This window comes from Cellulophaga geojensis KL-A, assembly GCF_000568425.1.
Taxonomy (GTDB): domain Bacteria; phylum Bacteroidota; class Bacteroidia; order Flavobacteriales; family Flavobacteriaceae; genus Cellulophaga; species Cellulophaga lytica.
On record NZ_ARZX01000018.1, the window covers coordinates 34,025 to 55,888 of the forward strand.

At 31.5% G+C, this 21,864-nt stretch carries 22 protein-coding genes; 13 read left to right on the top strand and 9 right to left on the bottom strand.

What is annotated here, in order from left to right:
- Positions 1-323 precede the first annotated feature (323 nt).
- The 7 genes from KLA_RS13005 to KLA_RS13040 all read left to right on the top strand — a co-directional run bounded on the left by KLA_RS13005 (position 324) and on the right by KLA_RS13040 (position 6,559).
- On the top strand, positions 324-1,208 hold the full coding sequence (locus KLA_RS13005; protein ID WP_235183575.1) for a helix-turn-helix domain-containing protein: 885 nt from the start codon (positions 324-326) through the stop codon (positions 1,206-1,208).
- A gap of 65 nt (positions 1,209-1,273) precedes the next feature.
- Complete coding sequence (locus KLA_RS13010; protein ID WP_034646313.1) at positions 1,274-2,347, top strand: family 16 glycoside hydrolase; 1,074 nt, start codon at positions 1,274-1,276, stop codon at positions 2,345-2,347.
- 217 nt (positions 2,348-2,564) lie between these two features.
- Entirely contained in the window at positions 2,565-3,290 is a 726-nt protein-coding gene (locus KLA_RS13015; RefSeq protein ID WP_152536849.1) for a hypothetical protein, read from the top strand.
- Between the two features lie 533 nt (positions 3,291-3,823).
- On the top strand, positions 3,824-4,006 hold the full coding sequence (locus KLA_RS13025) for a hypothetical protein (RefSeq protein ID WP_034646316.1): 183 nt from the start codon (positions 3,824-3,826) through the stop codon (positions 4,004-4,006).
- 63 nt (positions 4,007-4,069) lie between these two features.
- Positions 4,070-4,834, top strand: a complete 765-nt coding sequence (gene map, locus KLA_RS13030; RefSeq protein ID WP_034646318.1) for a type I methionyl aminopeptidase — start codon at positions 4,070-4,072, stop codon at positions 4,832-4,834.
- A gap of 178 nt (positions 4,835-5,012) precedes the next feature.
- Entirely contained in the window at positions 5,013-5,909 is an 897-nt protein-coding gene (locus KLA_RS17640) for an energy transducer TonB (protein WP_051456108.1), read from the top strand.
- A gap of 200 nt (positions 5,910-6,109) precedes the next feature.
- A complete protein-coding gene (locus KLA_RS13040; RefSeq protein WP_152536850.1) occupies positions 6,110-6,559 on the top strand; it encodes a hypothetical protein in 450 nt (149 codons plus the stop codon).
- A gap of 114 nt (positions 6,560-6,673) precedes the next feature.
- Here the strand turns inward: KLA_RS13040 and purU are convergent, their stop codons facing one another.
- Positions 6,674-7,519: a formyltetrahydrofolate deformylase gene (purU, locus tag KLA_RS13045; RefSeq protein WP_034646320.1), complete on the bottom strand. Its 846-nt coding sequence runs from the start codon at positions 7,517-7,519 to the stop codon at positions 6,674-6,676.
- A 144-nt stretch (positions 7,520-7,663) separates the two neighbouring features.
- On the opposite strand from purU, the gene KLA_RS13050 reads away from it, so the two are divergent.
- The gene (locus KLA_RS13050) at positions 7,664-11,113 is read left to right on the top strand and encodes a methylmalonyl-CoA mutase family protein (protein WP_034646322.1); all 3,450 of its coding nucleotides are present in this window, start codon (positions 7,664-7,666) and stop codon (positions 11,111-11,113) included.
- An 81-nt stretch (positions 11,114-11,194) separates the two neighbouring features.
- Here KLA_RS13050 and KLA_RS13055 read toward each other — a convergent pair whose 3' ends face one another.
- Complete coding sequence (locus tag KLA_RS13055; protein ID WP_034646324.1) at positions 11,195-11,584, bottom strand: hypothetical protein; 390 nt, start codon at positions 11,582-11,584, stop codon at positions 11,195-11,197.
- Positions 11,585-11,698: 114 nt separating this feature from the next.
- Here KLA_RS13055 and KLA_RS13060 point away from each other — a divergent pair, with 114 nt between their 5' ends.
- The 3 genes from KLA_RS13060 to KLA_RS13070 all read left to right on the top strand — a co-directional run bounded on the left by KLA_RS13060 (position 11,699) and on the right by KLA_RS13070 (position 14,582).
- On the top strand, positions 11,699-12,151 hold the full coding sequence (locus KLA_RS13060; protein WP_034646326.1) for an Lrp/AsnC family transcriptional regulator: 453 nt from the start codon (positions 11,699-11,701) through the stop codon (positions 12,149-12,151).
- 71 nt (positions 12,152-12,222) lie between these two features.
- The gene (locus KLA_RS13065; RefSeq protein WP_013619933.1) at positions 12,223-13,056 is read left to right on the top strand and encodes a mechanosensitive ion channel family protein; all 834 of its coding nucleotides are present in this window, start codon (positions 12,223-12,225) and stop codon (positions 13,054-13,056) included.
- Between the two features lie 116 nt (positions 13,057-13,172).
- Complete coding sequence (locus tag KLA_RS13070) at positions 13,173-14,582, top strand: hypothetical protein (protein WP_034646328.1); 1,410 nt, start codon at positions 13,173-13,175, stop codon at positions 14,580-14,582.
- Here the strand turns inward: KLA_RS13070 and KLA_RS13075 are convergent.
- Positions 14,572-15,333: a DJ-1/PfpI family protein gene (locus tag KLA_RS13075; RefSeq protein ID WP_034646329.1), complete on the bottom strand. Its 762-nt coding sequence runs from the start codon at positions 15,331-15,333 to the stop codon at positions 14,572-14,574. The genes KLA_RS13070 and KLA_RS13075 overlap by 11 nt on opposite strands.
- On the bottom strand, positions 15,330-16,532 hold the full coding sequence (locus KLA_RS13080) for an MDR family MFS transporter (RefSeq protein WP_034646330.1): 1,203 nt from the start codon (positions 16,530-16,532) through the stop codon (positions 15,330-15,332). Before KLA_RS13080 ends, KLA_RS13075 begins: the two co-directional genes overlap by 4 nt.
- A gap of 224 nt (positions 16,533-16,756) precedes the next feature.
- On the opposite strand from KLA_RS13080, the gene KLA_RS13085 reads away from it, so the two are divergent.
- On the top strand, positions 16,757-17,407 hold the full coding sequence (locus KLA_RS13085; protein WP_034646331.1) for a DUF1684 domain-containing protein: 651 nt from the start codon (positions 16,757-16,759) through the stop codon (positions 17,405-17,407).
- 70 nt (positions 17,408-17,477) lie between these two features.
- On the opposite strand, the gene KLA_RS13090 is transcribed toward KLA_RS13085, so the two are convergent.
- From KLA_RS13090 to KLA_RS13110, 5 genes are all read right to left on the bottom strand, one after another.
- Positions 17,478-18,494 (bottom strand): outer membrane beta-barrel protein, encoded by a 1,017-nt coding sequence (locus tag KLA_RS13090; RefSeq protein ID WP_034646332.1) that lies wholly within the window; start codon positions 18,492-18,494, stop codon positions 17,478-17,480.
- Between the two features lie 116 nt (positions 18,495-18,610).
- On the bottom strand, positions 18,611-19,891 hold the full coding sequence (locus KLA_RS13095) for an ammonium transporter (protein WP_013619927.1): 1,281 nt from the start codon (positions 19,889-19,891) through the stop codon (positions 18,611-18,613).
- Positions 19,892-19,923: 32 nt separating this feature from the next.
- Positions 19,924-20,262 carry a P-II family nitrogen regulator gene (locus KLA_RS13100; RefSeq protein ID WP_013619926.1) on the bottom strand — a complete coding sequence of 113 codons (339 nt, stop codon included), beginning with the start codon at positions 20,260-20,262 and terminating at the stop codon, positions 19,924-19,926.
- A 253-nt stretch (positions 20,263-20,515) separates the two neighbouring features.
- The gene (gene crcB, locus KLA_RS13105; protein WP_013619924.1) at positions 20,516-20,887 is read right to left on the bottom strand and encodes a fluoride efflux transporter CrcB; all 372 of its coding nucleotides are present in this window, start codon (positions 20,885-20,887) and stop codon (positions 20,516-20,518) included.
- A gap of 19 nt (positions 20,888-20,906) precedes the next feature.
- Positions 20,907-21,086, bottom strand: coding sequence for a hypothetical protein (locus tag KLA_RS13110; RefSeq protein WP_013619923.1), 180 nt, complete (start codon positions 21,084-21,086; stop codon positions 20,907-20,909).
- A gap of 344 nt (positions 21,087-21,430) precedes the next feature.
- On the opposite strand from KLA_RS13110, the gene KLA_RS13120 reads away from it, so the two are divergent.
- Positions 21,431-21,817 carry a nucleoside triphosphate pyrophosphohydrolase family protein gene (locus tag KLA_RS13120; protein ID WP_034646333.1) on the top strand — a complete coding sequence of 129 codons (387 nt, stop codon included), beginning with the start codon at positions 21,431-21,433 and terminating at the stop codon, positions 21,815-21,817.
- The last annotated feature ends 47 nt before the right edge of the window (positions 21,818-21,864 follow it).

A 21,864-nucleotide genomic window follows, 5' to 3' on the forward strand; every position in this document is an offset into this window, starting at 1 on the left:
TTAAAATTATACCACCAGGAGCAAAAATATAATTATACCATTTTACTTTTTCTTTGGTGTTTTTCATATTGTTTTATGTTTATAACATAAAGTGCGTTTAATAGCTAAGATAAAAAAATACAAACTAACAGCCAATTGGTACCATTTATAAATTATTTTAATGTATTTACACATATCTGTAATTCTACAACAAAAAATGTTTTTATATTGTAAGAAAATTAAGCACTAAGAATAGAAAATGTGCATTTATTACGCCAATAGGGGTGAATAAACGCAATTAATTGCGTTTATATATAGTTGTAAAGCATATAAAAAACTAATAATTGAAAATTTCGATTTTGCGAAAATTCATTTTTGAAAAATCAAAGTACGGCTTTGAATTGCTAATGGACTTAAACAAGTTCGAAGGTAATCCAAATGTTTTCTTTGACCCCAATCCACAGACCACCGATTTTTTTGAGATTATGGTTTTTGAAAAAGCGAATGGAAGCATAGAATTAAACGGGCAATTGTTGGAAATTAAAAAGAATAGCTTTTTTTTTATTTCCCCCTTCCAAAAAAAATGCTGTATGATTGACCTATCTGGCATTAAAGGTTTTCACCTTGTATTTCAGAGTGATTTTTTATCCGACTTTTTTGGTGATAAACTGTTCACTTACCGGCTACAATATTTTTATAATTCTCAGCACCCTCAATTTTTGCAACTGAAAAAAGATGATTACACTTTTATACGATTGGCCTTGAACGAAATTATCTCCGAGATAAAAAATTATCAAAATGATAGCCCCCATATCTTGCGTTCGCTATTGTATTTTTCTTTGTCAAAGCTCAATCGATTGTATTCAAAATGCTACAATATTTCGCCAAACACACAATCGAATTCAATAATTTATAAATTTAAAGAACTACTCGAACTAAATGTTCGTTCCTCGCATACAGTTGAAGCATATTGCAACTTATTAAATGTAACCCGCCATCAACTTAATGCTTTGGTCAAAGACCACACTAGATATACAACAAAGGAAATTATCAGCAATAGGCTACTACTTGAGATAAAAACTGAACTCCGCTATTCCGATAAAACAATATCGGAAATAGCCCATGACTTAAATTTTAGTGAGCCAAATAACTTGACAAGATTTTTTATGAAAATGGAAGATATCAATCCTTCCGATTATAGAAAAAAATACCAAAATGATAGTATTTAATATTAAAGTGATACGGTGATAAGGCTATTAAATCGGATTTTTGTCCTAAATAAAAATTAAAAATCATGACAAAAATAATTTGTTCAATCATTGCTTTTTTGAGTTTTCAACTAGCTATTGCTCAAGGCTCTGAAATAAAAGTCGACATGGTCGCTTCGAATTGGAATGTTTCAGAAGAAACTACGTTTGAAAAATTTGACAATAGGGAAACCTTGGTTTTAAACGGAGGAAGAATTACGGTTAAAAATCAAAAATTTGCAAACGGCACCATTGAGGTGGAAGTATATGCAAACACCATTAGAAGTTTTGCAGGGATTACGTTTAGAAGGCAAAATAACAATATGGAAGAAGTATATATGAGAATGCATAAATCGAACCAAGTTGATGCTGTTCAGTATACGCCCATATTTAACAATGAGTCGAATTGGCAATTATTTAGAGAAAAACAAGCAAGGGTTTCATTTAAGAAAACAGGTTGGAACAGCTTACGAATCGAAGTAAACAACCAAAGTGCCGAGGTTTTTGTAAACGATAAAAAAGTCATGACAATTGACAAACTAAGAACAGAACATACTACTGGAGAAATTGGGCTTTTTGCATTGTTCTCAAATCGGTTCTCAAACTTTAGATTTACACCCAAAGATGCCGTAGAAGGTGCCAAAAAAGACAGCATTGTCGCTGTTGACCCTGCAATTATTACAAAATGGAAAATAACGAAATCAAAACCATACAAGGCAGAAGATATACAATTTGAAAATTTATTAAAGGAAGAATACATTACCGTTGAAACTGAGGCGACAGGTCTTTTACCTATTTCTAAATACATAAAAAAGTCTTCTTCTGGCAACTTCGAACAGAATGAAGAAGATTATATCGTAGCATCAACCACGGTAAATTCCGATAATGATGAAACAAAACTTTTCTCATTTGATTATAGTGACAGAATAATAGTCTATTTAAACGGGAAAGCAGTTTTTAAAGGCAATAATGCCTTTAGAGCAAAAGGAATTCAATACATGGGACATATTAATATCAATACCAATAAATTATACCTGCCCCTTGAAAAAGGAGTAAATAAAATTCATTGTGTTGTTATGGATAAGGCAAACGGTTGGGGTTTAATTGCAAAATTGGAATAAAAATACGCTTTACAACAACACCTATAAACAATACGGGCTTCGGGCTTAATCGAAAGTTCTGTGTTTATTTACAAAGTCCGCTAAATATAAAATTTAGCGTTTTATAGTAACAAAGATAAAAGCAAAATATTTATATTTAGCTAAGTAATAAACTGAAACGATAGTGCTTATTTATTGCCCTATGTTTCTTATACTAGACGTTAGCACACATAAAAAAATGGGGATATTTAACAAATTATTTAAAAAGAAAAAGGAAGTAAAAGTTAAAAAAACTACTATAATTAAAGATAGTGTTGAAAAAAAAGAGCAAATTATAGAACCCAAAATAAATTCAGATTTAGAACACTTAAAAAATGTTCTTCCAAAACTAAAATTCGGATGGGAATTTGAATCTACAAAAACTACTATTAATGGAGAGGTTATTGAAACACCAAAAGATGAACTTCCGGTATCTACAAGAATTGTCCAGACTTCACTATCTGTTATCTTAATGAAAGATGAAAACCAAATAGTTCAATGGATAAAAATCCAGGACCTAAATGGTGTTGAAGTTAATAAAGCTCTTGAAACTTCTTTTAAAAATTTATTAGACCAACACCCTGAAATAGGTATTGGAGGAATTGACACTAAAAATTCTGAAATTGGAAAAGTTGGAATGATAATCAATGCTTCTATGTATTCAGGAAGCCTTATTGTATTAGAACAGATTTGGGAACAAATATTTCAATTCATTGGCTCAGAAGAAATTCATTTTATTGTTCCTAATTCTCAATTAGTAATTTTCTGCGACTCGAAAGATTTGAAAGGTAATGGATACCTATATGGTAATGCAAAACATCACTTTAACAATTCTTATGACTCCATATCGGAATTTGTCTATTTTAAGAAAAAAGGAGAAAGCATAATTGAGTTAAAAGATGAAGAATTAGAATATGACGTATAAAGAAACGTTTGCTAAAAATGGCTATAGTTAATACGGGTTTTGGTGCTTAAATCTAAGTTTAGAGCATTAAACCAAATCTGCCAAATCGTTGATTTGGTTTTAGAACAAAAAAAGTTAAAACAAAATAAATCCCGAAGCGTTGGGATGGCTAAGTACTTAATCGGAAATTAATTGCTTGCTTTTTATTCAACGTCACATAATATTTAGAGTTGTGTAGCATAAAAAAATATAAAAATGGAAGAAGAGCAATTTTGGAAAATAATAGAGCAATCTTGGGAAGATTCTCCACAAATAAAAAAACTACGAGATGAGGCTAAAGACAACGAAGCGTCTTTAGAATAATTGAGTTATAAATTAGAAGAAGATATTACAGAAAACTATATAAAAAGGTTATCTAAACTTGGTAAAGAAGAATTAACTGAATTTATTCATTTCTTAGAAGAAAGAATTTACCATATAATAGGAAAGAAATACATACCTATACAGATGGTTCTGATGATGGATTTTTATACTGTAGGTGTTTTATTTTAGGAATGGGTAAGGATTATTATAACTCAATTGATAACAACCCTTCTAAAGCTAAATTTGACTTAGAAGCTGAAGGATTTGGATTTTCAGCATATCAAGTATATGAAGAATTATTTAATGAAGAATTTGATAGATATTCTAGCCACTCAATGGAGTCTTGTTCAAACTCAAATGGTTGGAGCGAATAATACCAATAACGCTGTAGAATAACGTCCATAAGCAAACTCTTGTAACTCATAAGAAAAATAAAAATGTCTATAACAACAGAATCAGAATTACTAGGAATGATAAAAGTTAGTGAAGTTGTTGGTACTACACTAAAATTAATGAAAGAGTATGCTAAAATTGGTATGTCTACCAAAGAACTAGATGCATATGGAGGAGAAATATTAAAAAGTTTCGGCGCTAAATCTGCTCCTTATGAAACCTATGGTTTTCCTGGTTATGCTTGTATAAGTGTTAATAAAGAAGCTGCTCACGGTATACCATCTAAAAATAAAATACTTAAAGATGGTGATTTAATAAATATTGATGTTTCTGCTGAGTTAAATGGATTTTGGTCAGACAATGGAGGTTCTTTTGTTCTTGGTGAGGATATTCATAATCATCAACCTCTTGTAGATGCTTCTAAAAACATCTTAAAAAAAGCTATTATCAACATAAAAGGTGGTGTAAAAATAGCAGACATTGGACACTTAATAGAGTCCGAGGCTAAGAAATCTGGTTTTAAAGTAATTAAAAATTTAGCAGGTCATGGAGTTGGTAGAAGTTTGCATGAAGAACCTGAAAATATTTTAAATTACAGAGTTAGAACAAATAGAGAACGATTTAAAAAAAATACTACAGTTGCAATAGAGACTTTTATTTCTACAAAATCTACCGTTGCCGTAGAGTTAAAAGATGGCTGGACTTTGGTTGGCAATAAAGGAGGATACGTAACACAGCATGAGCAAACAATACTAATTACAGATAACACTCCAATAATTTTAACAGAATCTAATGGTATGTGGAACTAAAACTGATTACAAGATTGTTAATATAAAAGCTTAACAAAAAAAGGATATTTTTATTTACCTCTCCTAAATATATTTTTAATATCAAATATTACTTAATAGCTAACAAATATACATTGGTGCATACATTAGTCTTTAAAATTTTTAATATTTGAATTGTTAACTATACAATAAAACCATTATGAAATTTGAATTAAAAACAACCTACCTTACTTTTTTTACCATTTTTAGCTTTGTATTTTTATTAAGTGCCCAAGACTACCAAGTAGATGGTCAGGAAATAACATCTTACAGACCTTTTGAAGTGGCTACCGATTATGCCAACTTTAGTAAATGTATAATGCCTGGTGCAGGAGCACAAAATGCTTGTTTTACAGACAATTTACAAGAGCTTTTTAATGAGAACTTAAAGATGCCTAAAGATTCTATTTCTCAAAACTTTAATGGAAAAGTATATTTTAACTTTTTTACAGATGATAAAGGAGAACTAGAGTCTACAGAGATTTTTAGTAGGCCGGAAACTAAATTTATTGAAGAAAAAATAGATTTGGTCTTAAAAAAGCTACCTACACTAAAAGTGGTTCAATTAAAAGATACGGCTGTTAGCACAGGTTATGTGTTGTATGCCAAATTTAACCCAGGAAAAAGTGTTCGTTTAAAGGTTGTAGATATTAAGGTAAGTAAAGAGAACTTAAAAAAAGAAGAAAAAAAAGAAGCAGGTGAAGGCGATTTTAGCTTTCAAATAGTAGATGATGTACCCGTATTTCCTGGTTGCGAAGAAGTGGCCAAAAGTAGTAGAAGATCTTGTTTTCAAAAAAAAATAGGTAAACACATTGTTAAAAATTTTAGGTACCCAGAAGAAGCTCAAGAATTGGGAATAGAAGGTAGAGTAAACATTATGTTTGTTATTGATAAAGATGGATCTGTAAAAAATATTAAAACCAGAGGGCCACACCCTTTATTTGAATTGGAAGGGCGAAGAATTTTTGCTAAACTTCCTCAGATGACTCCTGGTAAAGTAAAAGGAAGACCTGTAAGAGTACCATTTAGTATACCTATGACATTTAGACTTAACTAATTACAAAAAACTTAATATTTTAGTCCTACTTTATACTTAAAGATTGTTAATTGCCATTACGCATTAGCAATCTATGAATAGCTAATTCATTAAGGATAAATACTTAAGGTCTTTGTGTTGTAAAATATTTACTACATTTGGTAGGTTTTATTTGTATAATAAAATGTATAAATACTACTAAATTATTTAAAGTGAATTTTATGAAGATGAATAAACAGCTTGGGAAAAGTATTCTTGTATCCTACCTGTTAGGAGTTCCTATTGGGATACTTACAATAATGGCAACTATTTTAATACCTGTTCTTTATATGGGTAAAGGTTTAAGTTCAATGTCTGTAGTTTTTGGTAGCGGTTTTGAAACAATTGGGCTTGTTGTAGCTTTTTTAATAGCACTTTGGATAGGAGCAAAACTAGCTTTTTTAAATATAAAAAATGGAAAATCATTAATTTCAACTTCAATTAAATATTCAACATTAGTGAATTTGATGATTTGGATTATTTTTTGTTTAATTGTTGGCAGGTCTACAGGTAATTATTATTTTTTATTTACACTTCCTGCAATTACAGCTCTTTTTGTAAGTACAACAATTACAACATTTACAATTGGACTTCTTATTTCTTACCTCATAAAAAAAATAAATAACTTGTAAAAAAACACATTCTTTTTAATTTATTAAATAATGTCATTGGTGTAGCTAAATGGCTAAAAATGTTACAGCTATAAAAACTTTATAATAAGATTTTGTATTCTAGAACACATCAACCTATATAAAAACAATAGTCTTATTATTAAATACCATTGTTTTGCGTTCTATATGTAATTTTACACCTCTTGCAAGTACAATTTTTTCTAAGTCTCTACCTTTTGCAATTAAATCTTTAATGCTGTGTGTATGAGATACCGTGGTAACATCTTGTTCAATGATTGGACCTTCGTCTAAATCTGCTGTTACATAGTGGCTAGTTGCTCCAATAATTTTAACACCTCTTTTATAGGCTGCGTGGTACGGTTTTGCACCTGCAAATGCTGGTAAAAATGAGTGGTGTATGTTTATTATTTTATTAGGATATTGGTCTATTACAGTCTGGCTCACAATTTGCATATACCTCGCTAAAACAATAAAATCTACCTTGTATTCTGCCAATAATGCTAATTGTTTTTCTTCGGCTTCTATTTTAGTTGCTTTGGTTACTGGTATGTGGTAAAAAGGAATATTAAATTGCGCAGCAATACTTTGTGCTTTATCGTGGTTGCTAATAATTAAAGGGATGTCTACATCTAGTTCACCAGAGCTATATCTGCTTAATAAATCATACAAACAATGATCATACTTGCTAACAAAAATTGCCATTTTAGGTACGGTAACTTCTTTGTGTACCTCCCATTTCATTTGGTAAGTAGGCGCTAAAGTTTTAAAACCACTATTAAACTCATTAAGGGTAAGTGCATTACTAAATTCACTCTCTAACCGCATAAAAAAAGTAGCACTTTCTTTATCAACATATTGGTCTATATATACAATATTACCGCCTTTAGTATGTATAAAATTAGTTACTGTGCCTATAATACCAGCTTGGTCTGGGCAATTAATAAGTATGGTTAGCTTCATAAATAATAAAATTAAGCTAACTAATTTAGGGTATTATCAAATAAGCACCCTAGCTTTCTTATATTTTTATAATATTGAATGTTTTTGGTGTAGATTTTTGCAATTTTCGTAAATTGCAAGTCTAAAATTAGCTATTTAATACGAATGGAACAACAGAAACCATATACACCAAAACATAAAATAAGAATTGTTACAGCAGCAGCTTTGTTTGATGGGCATGATGCAGCAATTAATATTATGCGCCGTATTATACAATCTACAGGCGTAGAGGTAATTCACTTAGGTCATGACCGTAGTGTTGCAGAAGTAGTAGATTGTGCTATACAAGAAGATGTAAATGCAATTGCAATAACATCTTACCAAGGTGGTCATAATGAGTATTTTAAATATATGTATGATTTGCTTCAAGAACGTGGAGCTACACATATTAAAATATTTGGCGGCGGTGGCGGCGTAATTCTACCGGAAGAAATAAAAGAATTAATGGACCACGGTATTACTAAAATTTATGCGCCAGACGATGGCCGTAAATTAGGGTTACAGGGTATGATTAATGATTTGGTAGAAAAGAGCGATTTTCCTGTGCCAGCTTTAAAATTACCAGAAAGCACAACGGTTTCTGATTCTTTAAAAAATAAAGATATAAACACCATTGCACGTTTAATAAGCTTAGCAGAGAACAGACATGAAGAGTTTGTAGAATACTTTTCTAAGGTAGAAAAATCTACAAAAAATGTGCCAGTACTTGGTATAACTGGTACTGGTGGGGCTGGTAAATCTAGTTTAGTAGATGAGTTGGTTAGGCGTTTTCTTTTAGATTTCCCTGACAAAAAAATAGGGCTAGTTTCTGTAGATCCGTCTAAAAGAAAAACTGGTGGTGCACTTTTAGGAGATCGTATTCGTATGAATGCTATTAATAATGAGCGTGTATATATGCGCTCTTTAGCAACAAGGCAGTCTAACCTTGCACTGTCTAAATATGTAGAGGAAGCTGTAGAGGTATTAAAAGCTGCTGAGTACGATTTAATTGTGTTAGAAACATCTGGTATTGGACAGTCTGATACAGAAATTATAGAACACAGTAACGTATCTCTTTATGTAATGACACCAGAATTTGGTGCCGCTACACAATTAGAAAAGATTGATATGTTAGACTTTGCAGATTTAGTAGCTATTAATAAGTTTGATAAACGTGGTGCTTTAGATGCAATTAGAGATGTAAAAAAACAATACATGCGTAACCATAATTTATGGGATACGCCACAAGAAGATATGCCAATTTTTGGTACAATGGCAAGTCAGTTTAATGACCCTGGAATGAACAGGTTATACACTAAAATAATGGAAACATTGGTTACAAAAGCTAATGCAGACCTAAATTCTACTTTTAAATTTGGTAACGAAATAGAAGAAAAGGTGTTTGTTATACCACCTGCTCGTACACGTTATTTATCAGAAATTGCAGAAAATAATAGAGGGTATGATGCTACTGTTGCTGTGCAAACTAAAGTTGCTCAGCGTTTGTATGGTGTTTACCAAACAATATTATCGGTTTCTAATACGCCAAAAACAGCGGCAGATCTGCTGCTTAAAAATGGCTTAGATACAGCTGCAATTTTAGAAGGGGTAAAAGAAGATGCAGATAAAGACTTTTTAAACTTGTTATTTAAGGAGTTTGATAGGGTTAAAATGGATTTAGATCCTTACAACTGGGAAGTTATTACTACCTGGGATGCCAAAGTAAATAAGTATAAACAGCCTGTTTATAGTTTTAAAGTAAGAGATAAAGAAATTAATATAAATACACATACAGAGTCGTTATCTCATTCACAAATACCAAAAGTAGCTTTGCCTAAGTACCAAGCTTGGGGAGATATTTTAGGTTGGTGTTTGCAAGAAAATGTACCAGGAGAGTTTCCTTATGCATCAGGTTTATATCCGTTTAAAAGAACAGGTGAAGATCCTACTCGTATGTTTGCTGGTGAAGGTGGTCCAGAGCGTACCAACAGACGTTTTCACTATGTTAGTTTAGGTATGCCAGCAAAAAGGCTTTCTACTGCTTTTGATTCTGTTACTTTGTATGGTAATGATCCAGATCATAGGCCAGATATTTACGGAAAAATTGGTAATGCAGGGGTTTCAATTTGTTGTTTAGATGATGCAAAAAAATTATATTCTGGTTTTGATCTAAGTCATCCAATGACATCGGTTTCTATGACTATTAATGGTCCGGCTCCTATGTTATTAGGTTTCTTTATGAATGCTGCCATAGATCAAAATTGTGAAAAGTACATTAAAGAAAATGGCTTAGAGGCACAGGTTGAAGCTAAGTTTAAAGAAGTGTATGATGATAAAGGTTTAGAAAGACCTAAATACAATGGAGATTTACCAGAGGGTAATGATGGGTTAGGGTTAATGTTACTTGGCTTAACAGGTGATATGGTTTTACCTGAAGATGTATACGCAAAAATAAAAGCAAATACATTGGCACAAGTACGTGGTACAGTACAAGCAGATATTTTAAAGGAAGATCAGGCACAAAATACGTGTATATTTTCAACAGAATTTGCATTACGCTTAATGGGTGATGTACAGGAATATTTTATAGAAAAACAGGTTAGGAATTTTTATTCGGTTTCTATTTCTGGCTATCATATTGCAGAAGCTGGAGCAAATCCAATAACACAACTGGCTTTTACACTGGCTAATGGTTTTACTTACGTAGAGTATTATTTAAGCAGAGGAATGGACATTAATAAGTTTGGTCCAAACTTATCGTTCTTTTTCTCTAATGGTATAGATCCAGAATATGCAGTAATTGGTAGAGTTGCACGTAAAATTTGGGCAAAAGCACTAAAGTTAAAGTATGGTGCAGATCCAAGAGCACAAATGCTAAAGTACCACATACAAACATCTGGACGTAGTTTACACGCACAAGAGATAGATTTTAATGATATTAGAACAACTTTACAAGCATTGTACGCTATAAATGACAATTGTAACTCTTTACATACCAATGCGTATGATGAGGCTATTACCACACCAACAGAAGAGTCTGTTAGACGCGCAATGGCAATACAGTTAATAATAAACAAAGAGCTAGGACTTGCTAAAAACGAGAATCCAATACAAGGGGCTTTTATTATAGAAGAGTTAACAGAACTTGTAGAGGAAGCTGTTTTAAAAGAGTTTGATAGGATTACTGAACGTGGTGGAGTTTTAGGAGCAATGGAAACTATGTACCAGCGCTCTAAAATACAAGAAGAAAGCTTGTATTATGAAACCCTAAAACATACAGGGGAGTTTCCTATTATAGGTGTAAATACGTTTTTAAGCTCTAAAGGATCACCTACAGTATTACCTGCAGAAGTAATACGAGCAACAGAGGAAGAAAAACTTGCGCAAATAGATACATTAAAAAGTGTGCAAGCCAGAACAGAGGATGCAGATAAATTGTTGGAAGATTTACAACAAGCAGCCGTTAAAAATGAAAACATTTTTGAGAAGTTAATGGAGGTTTCTAAAGTCTGTACATTAGGGCAAATAACGAGTGCACTATTTCAGGTAGGTGGTCAATACCGTAGAAATATGTAATATTATTAAAGTTCATAAATAAAAAATCACCTAACGTAATGTTAGGTGATTTTTTTATGTTTTAAATAAACAAGCTGTAAGCTAGCGTAAAGACTTGCGCCAGTTTTTATATGACTTTCTAAAGCTTGTAATTTCTGTACGTAAAAGATTTAAGTATTCTTTTTCCTTAACACCGTGGTGCTCTAAGCCATTGCAATAACTTAATATGTTTCTGGTAATAGTATTAATAAATTTAATGCTATGCAATTTAGTATGTTTACAGTCGCTACGTTCTGCTTGTTCTATTTGTATAGGTAACAAAATAGCATCTGTTAGTATAGAGTTGGCCATTATGTCTCTAAGGCTACTAGACTTGTATAACTGCAATAAATCCTTATTATAGCTAAAATAAGATGCTAGCTCTCTACTAGTATGGCAAAGCGATAATGCTTTTTTATAAACTGGTACTGTACTAAGATTTCTGTATGGCATTGTGTCTACTATTATACTATAAAATTACATCCTTATTGCTATTGGTTTAATTATGATTGTAAAGTGATTTTTTATTTTTACTTTTGATTCTAAAAATTTTAAACAATAAAGGCTTTGAATAACAAGATAGATGCTATTAGCTGGAAAATTTTAAACTATTTACAAAAAAACGCAAGAGAATCCTTTGCACATATTGGTAGGCAAGTGGGCTTATCTGCACCGGCAGTGGCAGAGCGCGTTAAAAAAATGGAAGATTTAGGTATTATTACAGGCTACAATGCAATGGTGTCACATACAGAAACGGGTTACCAATTAAAGGCAATTATTACATTACGTGCTTTTATGGGAAAATTAAAACCTTTTTTAGAGTTAGTTGGTACTTTTGATGAGGTTATAAATTGCTACAGAATTACTGGTAATGAAAATATTATAATGGAAGTAGTTCTTAGAAATCAGTTTCATTTAGAGCAATTTATAGATAGGTTAATACAATATGGTGAGGCACGTACGCATATAATTTTATCAGATGTAGTCTCTAATGCGCCCATTAAAAAAATAGAAGGCTAAAACATAGGTTTTAGGAGTAAATTTGTAATTTGCGCTTTTAAATAAAAATATCATTTTTTAGTATCGTTAAAATGCAAGCAGAAGATTTAGACACTATTGGAAAATACATACAAATAGCTACAGATAAGGCAGTATTTTTTCTGCCTCGTATTATTGGTGCTGGTTTAGTAATTTGGATAGGCTTTAAACTGGTAAAAAGGGTACTAAAAATGGTTGGTGTTGCCTTAGAAAAAACAGGCATATCTAAAACACTACGTCCATTTGTTTCATCCTTAGTAGGAGTAGTTTTAAAGGGGGCAGCTTTATTTATAGCAGCATCTATTGTAGGTGCAGATTTAACAGGGTTAATGGCTATTTTAGCAGCTGTTGGCTTTGCTGTTGGTATGGCTTTGCAGGGTAGTTTAGGTAACTTTGCTTCAGGTATTTTAATTTTAACGTTAAAGCCATATAAAATTGATGACTGGATTCAGTTAGAAGATAAATTTGGTAGAGTTTCTGAAATAGGAATTTTTAGTACAGATATTATAACACCAGGTAACAAAGTATTAATAATACCAAACTCTAAAATTACAGACTCTGTTGTTACTAATTTTTCAGAAAAAGGAATGATTAGGTTAGAGTTATTGGTGACAATGCCATACTCAGAGAGTTTTCCTAAGGTAGAAAAAATTATTATAGATGCTTTGTTAGAGCTTCCAAATGTATTAAAAGATCCAATTCCTGATATTGGTATACAAACTTTTGATACGCATAGTATACAACTATTAGTTAGGCCTTTTGTTCAGCCAGATGATTATTGGCCAGTTACATTTCAGGCTAATAAAGCCATAAAAAATGCATTTAGCAAACACGGTATACAAGTAGCTTACTCAGAAGGGGTAGAAATGGGTGCTATTGGTGATTAACTCTTAATTCACTTTTTTTGGCTAGGTTTTTGATGCTTTAATAAGAGTTAAAAACAAATATTAATAGTAATTTAGTTTATAACTATACCTAACTAAAAAACCAAAAGACAACGCTTGTGAAAAAATTAGTACTTCTACTGTTAGCATTTTTAAGTTTGCAGCTTTCTGCGCAAGAATTAAAATTAAAAAAAGGAGCTGTTGTAGACAATATAAAGGTAGGGGACTCTTTGCCGTATAGTTTCTCTCTTTTACTTCCATCAAACTTTACAGTTAATAAAAAATGGCCTGTTGTATTTATTGTAGACTATAACAATAGAGAAAAACAAGTAATACGCTTAATGGCTAGTATTGCAGAGGAAAAAGGCTATATTTTGGCGGCATCAAACAATTTAAACGATACCATTTCAATCTCTAAAAATATTTTAGCATTTACAAAAACATTTAATTCTGTGGTAGGAATGTTACCTATTGATGAAAATCAAATTTATACAACTGGCTTTAATAGAGCTGGTAGGTTAGCATCTACAATTCCTGCATTTATTTCTAATATAGATGGTGTGCTGTCTTACAGCTCTACTGTTGGTAATATTGAAATTATTAACGTTAAAAAGCCTTATCAGTACATTGGTATAGTTAGTGGTTATAATTTTAATTATACAGAAATGCTAGCTAATAAAGAGTTGTTAAATAAGTTGAAAATTCCAAACCAGTTATTAATAGAAGAATCTAGAAACAATTGGCCCTCTACAAATAATTTGGCTACAGCATTAGATTTATTTAAAATGTCTGCTATGGCTAAAGGTAATTTAGCTGTAGATAGTTTATTTATAAATAATAATTACAATACTACGCTTACTACAATTAATAAATTGGTTGCAGCAAATAAACTTAAAAAAGCAAAAAACTTAATAGACCAGACTATAATGGTTTATAAGCCTTTTAAAAAAATAGATTCTCTAAAGGATAAAAGCAATGCATTACGCAAAAACAAAATATACAAGTCGTTAAAAAGGGCAGAAAATAATGTGTGGTTTAAGGAGCAATCTTTAAAAAACGATTTTGCATATTATGTAGAAGAAGATGCTTACACACACAATTTTAATAACCTTGGTTGGTGGGCACACCAAACAAAAGAAATAGATAAGTTTAAAAATAGCACCAACCAAGAGCAACAAAAGATGGGATATAGGTTAGAAGGATACTTGGTTGCGCTAACAAATGACTATATTGATACTGTTTTAGCAGAAAAAAATACAGATTATGATGCTCTTAGCTTTTTGTATATGCTAAAAACAATAATTGCACCTAAAGACTATGATCCTTACCTAAAAATAATATCTTTAAGTGCAAAAAATAATGATTTTGGAACCTCTATTTTTTATTTAGAAGAGCTGCTTAAAAATGGATATACAGATGCAGATAAACTTTATAATTTAGAGTCTACTACATTATTAAAACTTACACCAGAATACAACGCTTTAATTGAAAAATATCTTAAGAAAGGACGTTATATCCTTAAGGAATAATAAGGTGTGGTACCTTAGTTACGTCCCAATCTATAACTAAGCCACCAGCTAAAGATTTAGCAACTTCTTTACCATATAAATATTCACACAAGTAGAGAGCCGCCTCAAAACTCTTAGCGCCTCCTGCAGAGGTAATGTATTTTTTGTCATGCACAAATAATACGTTATCTGCTACCTTTAAATTAGGAAATGTTTTTTTGTATAAATCTATATCACTAGGGAAAGTGGTAGATGTAACAGTGTTTAAAACTCCTGCTTTTGCAAGTACAAATGCACCATCACAGTGCGATGTAATAAATAACGCATCTTTATTTACTTTTTTTACAAAATTTAGCATTGTAGTATCTTTTAAATCGGAATCTAAATGATGCTCTGCACTAGGTACAACCAATATGTCTATTTTAGGAAGTTCATCTTCAATATAATTGTAGTCTGGTAAAATACGCACACCTTCAAACGTAGTTATAGGTTTTAGTGTGTTAGCAACCGTAAATACATTCATCGCTTTAATATTTTTTCTAAACTTTGTATGCTGAAAAATATCAAAAGGAGCAGTAAATTCGGTATTAAAAGTACCATCCATAATTAAAAACGCTACGTTATATCTTGTAGAATCTAATTCAGGATAAAAACGTTCTTTAGTTTCTACATCATTAAGGACTTCAGTTTTTACAGTTTCTTTTTTCTTGTCTGTACAGGCTAAAGCTAAAGTTAGTAGTATGCCTAAAATTATATTATTTATTTTTTTCATTTGTTTGCAATTGTAATTCGTTTTAAAATAAAGAGTAGTGCTATACCTATTACGGCTATAACGGTAATGCTATTCCATGTAAATATATAACCATTATTTGCAATAGAGTGCATACCGTAATTGTGAGCAAAAATGTGTGATATTGAAAAAGCTATACTATACAGTGCCATATATTCTCCTTGTTTGCCACGTTTAGAACGCTCCATAGCAATTGCGTTAGAAAACGGAAAGGCAATCATTTCGCCAATAGTCATTAGTAACATTCCAACAACTAAAATTCCAACCCATGAAAAAATATTTAGCAATGCAAAGCTTAAACCAACTAATATTAGCCCAAAAATTACATAAGTAACTTTGGAGTGGTTAAGTTTTTCTAGGTATTTAATTAATGGCATTTCAAAAGCAAAAATTAAAAAACCATTCATAGCAAGTAAAAGTCCTATTTTAAATTCGCTAAGTTTATAGGCATCACTGTAATATACTGGTACGGTAGAAAAATACTGTACAAAGCAAAATCCAAAAAGTACCATAGCAACAATAAATACCCAGTAGTAACCGTCTGTGTATGCAGATTTTGGACTTTCGTTTTTGGAACTATCCATAACTCGTGCTTTTTTAGGATTTAAAACAATAAGCAATAAAATACTGGCCAATACGCAGGTTATTCCGTCTACCCAAAAAAGACCAATATAGCCTAAAGATGTAATTATAATACCGCCCAAAGCCGGACCAGCAGAAAAACCAAGGTTAATGGCAAGTCTAATTAGTGTAACAGATCTAGTTTTATTTTCTGGTTTACTATAAGCAATTAAGGCAACAAAAGCAGCGGGTCTAAAACAATCTGCAACAATCATAAGTATAAAAATGCCTGCGCAAATACTATAATAATCGTGTAAAAATTGAAGACCAATAAATAATATACCACTCGTAAATAAACTAAAGAGCATTACTTTGTAGTAGCCAAATTTATCAGTTAATGTACCTCCAAGCCAAGAGCCAATTAATGAGCCAGCTCCAAAGCAAGACATTACAACACCAACATTTTCAAAAGTTAGTCCAACATCGTTTTTTAAATAAAGCGATAAAAAAGGAATAACCATTGTGCCTGCTCTGTTTATAAGGGTAATGAGTGATAGCCACCATACTTCTTTAGATAGCCCCTTAAATGAGTCTATATAGTTTGTGTAAAGTTTTTTCATTTTGGTTGGTATATAAAAAAAGCCTGGCGAAAAAATCGCCAGGCTTAGTATTAGTACAATATATCTATTTCAATATTAAATACAGCAGCGCTGGCACCTTTTTAAGGTACAGATAACCACAGATTTATACATTGAAAGTCTTTGCATTTTTCTTTTATTGTAAAACAAAGCTAAGTAAAAAAGTAATAAGTTGTATTTTTACTGTATTAATTTAATGTAATATAATGAGGTATACAGTATTTTTATTTGTAATGATGTTGTTAAGTTGTAATGGGCAAAAGAAGTATCATACAAATGAGGTTGAAGAAAAAATAGCAGCAACAAAATCTGACAAGCTAAAAGGTATTCTAGAGTATCATAAAAAGTTAAATGATGAGTATAAAGATGCAAAAACCTCTCCGTTGCCTAATAAATACAGAAAAGATTTTGAAGGACTAGATTTTTTTGAGCCAGATACAAATTATGTGGTAAAAGCAAGGTTAGAGTTGGCTTTAGGTGCAACTCCATTTTTAATGCCAACTACAACAAACCAAAATCAAGAATATAAATTATACGGTAGATTGTTTTTTAAATTAAATGGTAAAGATTTACAACTAGAAGTATATCAAAACCAACAATTAATAAAGCAAGAAAAATATAAAGATCATTTGTTTTTGCCTTTTTTAGATAATACAAACGGTAAAGAAACGTATGGAGGAGGAAGATATATAGAGTTATCTGAGCCAGATGAAGATTTTATTATGGTAGATTTTAATAGGGCATACAATCCTTATTGTGCTTATAGTAAAAAGTATTCTTGCCCAGTAGTACCACTTGTAAATACATTAGACACAGAGGTTAGAGCAGGGGTAAAAGCCTTTATCAAAGAGCACTAAAAAAGAAGAAAGCCTAGCGCACAAACTAGACTTTCTTCAACAACCAAACTATAAACTAAACTTAATTTTTTTAAAAAGAATAAACTGCTGCAATTAAAAAGGTAGATAAGCTTTTTGAAGGATCTCCGTCGTTATTAAAAAACGGTTCGTTATTACTCCAAGCATCTAATCTAACCTCTGGTTTAATTGTTAAATCTTCAACAGTGAAACTACCAGTTAAAGTAGTTGCAAATACGCTAGGCTCATCATCTAAACCATCAACAATTTGTGTAAAATACTCACCTCTTAATCCAAAAGAAGCAGTTTCTGATGCCTTAATTTGTGGGTATAATGCAACGCCAGCAAAACCATTACCATCATTATCAGCATAAGCACCATTTATACCTAGGTAAAAACTATCAGATAAATCAAAACCACCTGTATAGTCAATCTCAAAACCTAGGTTTGCTTTATCGTCATAATAAAGATTTAAATATTGACCAGCATAACCTAATTGTGCTCCAAGAGCATATTGGCTAGTTAAATTATTATCTACATCTGTAACATTCATTACAGCAAGCATTAAGCTAAAATCATCAGATAATGTAAAATCTGCTTTTAAACCAGTATGAGAAAAAGGCCCGCTAGAGAATAAGTGAGACGTGCTGTAGTTAAAATTACCTACAGGAGAAATAACCTCATATCCTAAATACGTATTAAAACGTCCCATTGTTAACTTTGTTCCTTCGCTTACATTCCAGTATGCATACAATTGGTTAACATTTAAACCGGTAATAGCTTGTTCTCCTCTTGGTCCAAAAACAAGATCTGCTACTGCTCCAGTTTTTTCACCTTCATAACTAGCAATAATGTTTGCCATACCAAGTGCAAAACCAGTTTCATTAGCAAAAGAAGTTAGAGGGCTTATTAATCCGTTAGCTTCTGCATTATCATCTGCGCTTAAATTTGTTCTAAAGTAAGCATCAACAGACCCGCTAATTTCTAATTTTTTTTCTTCTTCTTCCTGAGCAAATATTAATGCAGAGGATAACATCATTATTGAAAATGATAATTTTTTTAAGTAATTTGTTGTCGTATTCAATTTCATATCAAATAAATTGTAAACCCTTTATTATAAGGGGTTTGTTAGTGATTTTATTTTTTGTTGTTGAAACATTTTGTGACGGAGCGTTCTGCAAAACGCTCCGTTTTTGTTTCTTGTGTTTATTTTTCTGTAGTTGTAAACTCTGGATAAACTTCTATATCATGTTCATGCACATCTAAACCTTCTAATTCTTCTTGTTTAGAAACTCTTAATCCAATAGTTTTCTTTAATATAAATAAGACGATAAATGTTGTAATAACAGCCCATAATATGTAAGCTAAAGAACCGTAAGTTTGTACTAGTAATAAGCTAGCGCCACCACCATTTATTAGTCCGCCATCTATAGCAAATACACCTACTAACACGGTACCTATAAATCCGCATACTCCATGCACAGATATAGCTCCTACTGGATCATCAATTTTTAATTTTTTATCTATACCTTCTATAGAAAGTACTACGGCTATACCGCAAACTAAGCCTATTGCAAGTGCGCCCCAAGCGTTAACAGCTCCACAGCCAGCAGTAATACCAACTAAACCAGCTAGTGCGCCATTTAGTGTCATAGAAATATCTGGTTTACCGTATTTAATCCAAGTAAAAAATAAGGCTGCAACAGCACCAATAGCAGCCGCTAAGTTTGTGTTTATAATTACACTACCAGTAGCAACAGTATCAGATCCACCCCATGCAAGTTGAGATCCGCCATTAAAGCCAAACCAACCCAACCATAGGATAAATACACCTAATGCACCAAGAATCATATTATGTCCTGGAATTACGTTTACTTTACCATCTGTATATTTGCCAATACGTGGGCCAACCATAATTGCAGCAACTAAAGCTGCGCCACCACCAACTGCGTGTACTACAGAAGAACCGGCAAAGTCTACAAAACCAGCAACATTTAACCATGCATCATCATCAAATGGCCAGTACCAGCTACCAGAAATAGGGTATATAATTGTTGTTAATATGGCAGAATATATAAGGTAAGTAGAGAATTTAGTACGCCCTGCTATAGCTCCAGATACAATTGTAGCTGCAGTTGCGCAAAATACTGTTTGAAAAAATAAGTTGTACCAATCGTCTGCAGAAAAGAAGAAATACCCTTGTTCTGCTGGGCTTAATCTAAAAAATCCGCCTAAAACAGTATCGCTACCATACATAATTCCGTAACCTACAGCCCAGAACATTAAGGAACCTACGCAAAGGTCCATAATGTTTTTCATTATTATGTTACCAGAGTTTTTACTGCGTGTAAAGCCAACTTCTACTAATGTAAAACCAGCTTGCATAAAAAATACTAAAATGGCAGCTATTGTTATCCATAATGCACCCATATCACTGTTGATACTTTCAACAGCTTTACTTAGTGCTTCTTGTTGTTCGTTAATCATAATTCTAATTTTTTAATAGTGTCTTGGTTTGGTTAGTTTATTCCTGCGTGACCGTTTTCTTTGGTTCTAATGCGGTATGCATCTATAATTTCAGATACAAATATTTTTCCGTCACCTACATTGCCTGTGTAAGCAGATTCTAAAATTGTATTTACAGTTTTTTCTAAAAACTCATCTGAAACTATAATAGATAGGTATCTTCTTTGAATATCAGTTGTGCTGTAAGATATTCCTCTGTATACGTGTCCTTGTTTTTCATTTCCTACTCCAGTTACATCCCAGTAACTAAAAAAATTCACTTCAATTTGGTGTAATGCTTTTTTTACATCATCAAATTGAGATTTTCTAATAATTGCTTCAATTTTTTTCATATCGTTTAGTTAATTACAGGGTAAATGTATTTAATAATGAATTATACCCCGTATTTTTTATGGGTACTTATTTAATTTTTATGATATAAATAAAATAACCCCCATTTTAAATAGGGGTATTGTAATTATATTTTAATTTTTTGTTAAAATGATATTTGATAAATGAAAAAAAATAGGATATGACGGGGTATTACAGCAAAAAATATTGCTATTTACGTGTATTGTTGAATAAAAAAAGATTTTTTATGAAATATTATATGGATTTAGAAATCCATAAACCGCCTATTACGGCAAAAATACCAATAGAGATACTTAATAAGGTATAAAAAGTAAAATGCAAAAGATCGCCATTTTTTAATAGAGATTGGTTTTCTAATGCAAAAGTAGAAAATGTAGTAAAGCCTCCACAAAATCCAGTAGCTAATAATAATGCTTGGTTTTCTGTAAGGTAATTACCTTTTAAAGTTAGTCCTATTATAAAGCCAATAAGTAAACTGCCTAATATATTAACTAAAAAGGTTCCTAAAAAGTAGGGTTGAAATGAACTATTTAGTGTTTTGCTAATAAGAAAACGCAATACACTACCTACACCACCTCCTAAAAAAACAAGTAACAACTGTTTCATACCTTACAAAGGTAAAAAACTATATTGCTTTTTTGTATTTTGTAGAGATAATATTAAGTGGGTATACTTTAGCTGTTGTTTCTGCTGTAGGTTTGTTAACAGATTTTTTTGCTTTAGCATTGTTACGGTTAACGCTAAACACTAAAAGTAAGGCATTTACAGCCACTAAAATAAATAAAATGTTAAGAAAAATTGTCATTAAACAGAATTTGTTATCAATACAACGCAAAAATACGGTTTTTCTTACACTATAACGAAGAAAGCCTAGTTTTTGTTGTGTGTTGCTTGATTTTTGTGGTGAACGATAAAAATTCGTTAATTTTTTAGAAAATGCTTAATAATAAACAATGAAATTATGAAGATAATAAAGGTAATGGCTACCCATTTTACACCAGAATAGTTTTTTAAATGTAATTTTTTGTCTCTTTTATATGTAATTACAATAATAATAGTAAAAACAATAACAAAAAGAGCGGCAAATATATATTGTCCGGTGGTAAACATATTTCTATTTTTGTGCAAAACTAACGTAAAATTATACAAATGAAAAATAAACTTAAAGCGGTAGAGTTATTTCATAAATCTTTTGGAGCTGGGGTTTCTGAAGAATTAAAAGCAGATTTAGGACAGCAAAAAAATTTATTGCGCTTTAACCTTATGGATGAAGAAAATAAGGAGTACTTAGAAGCGGCTAATAATAATGATATGGTTGAAGTAGCAGATGCTTTAGGTGATATGCTGTATATTTTATGTGGTACTATATTAGAACATGGTATGCAGTATAAAATTGAAGAGGTTTTTGATGAAATACAACGTAGTAATATGAGTAAGCTAGGTGCAGATGGTAAACCAGTTTACAGAGAAGACGGTAAAATATTAAAAGGGCCTAACTACTTTAGGCCAAGTATAGAAGCTATTCTTAAAAAATAAAAAAAGTGCCTAATAAGGCACTTTTTTATTATATTATATAGGTAACA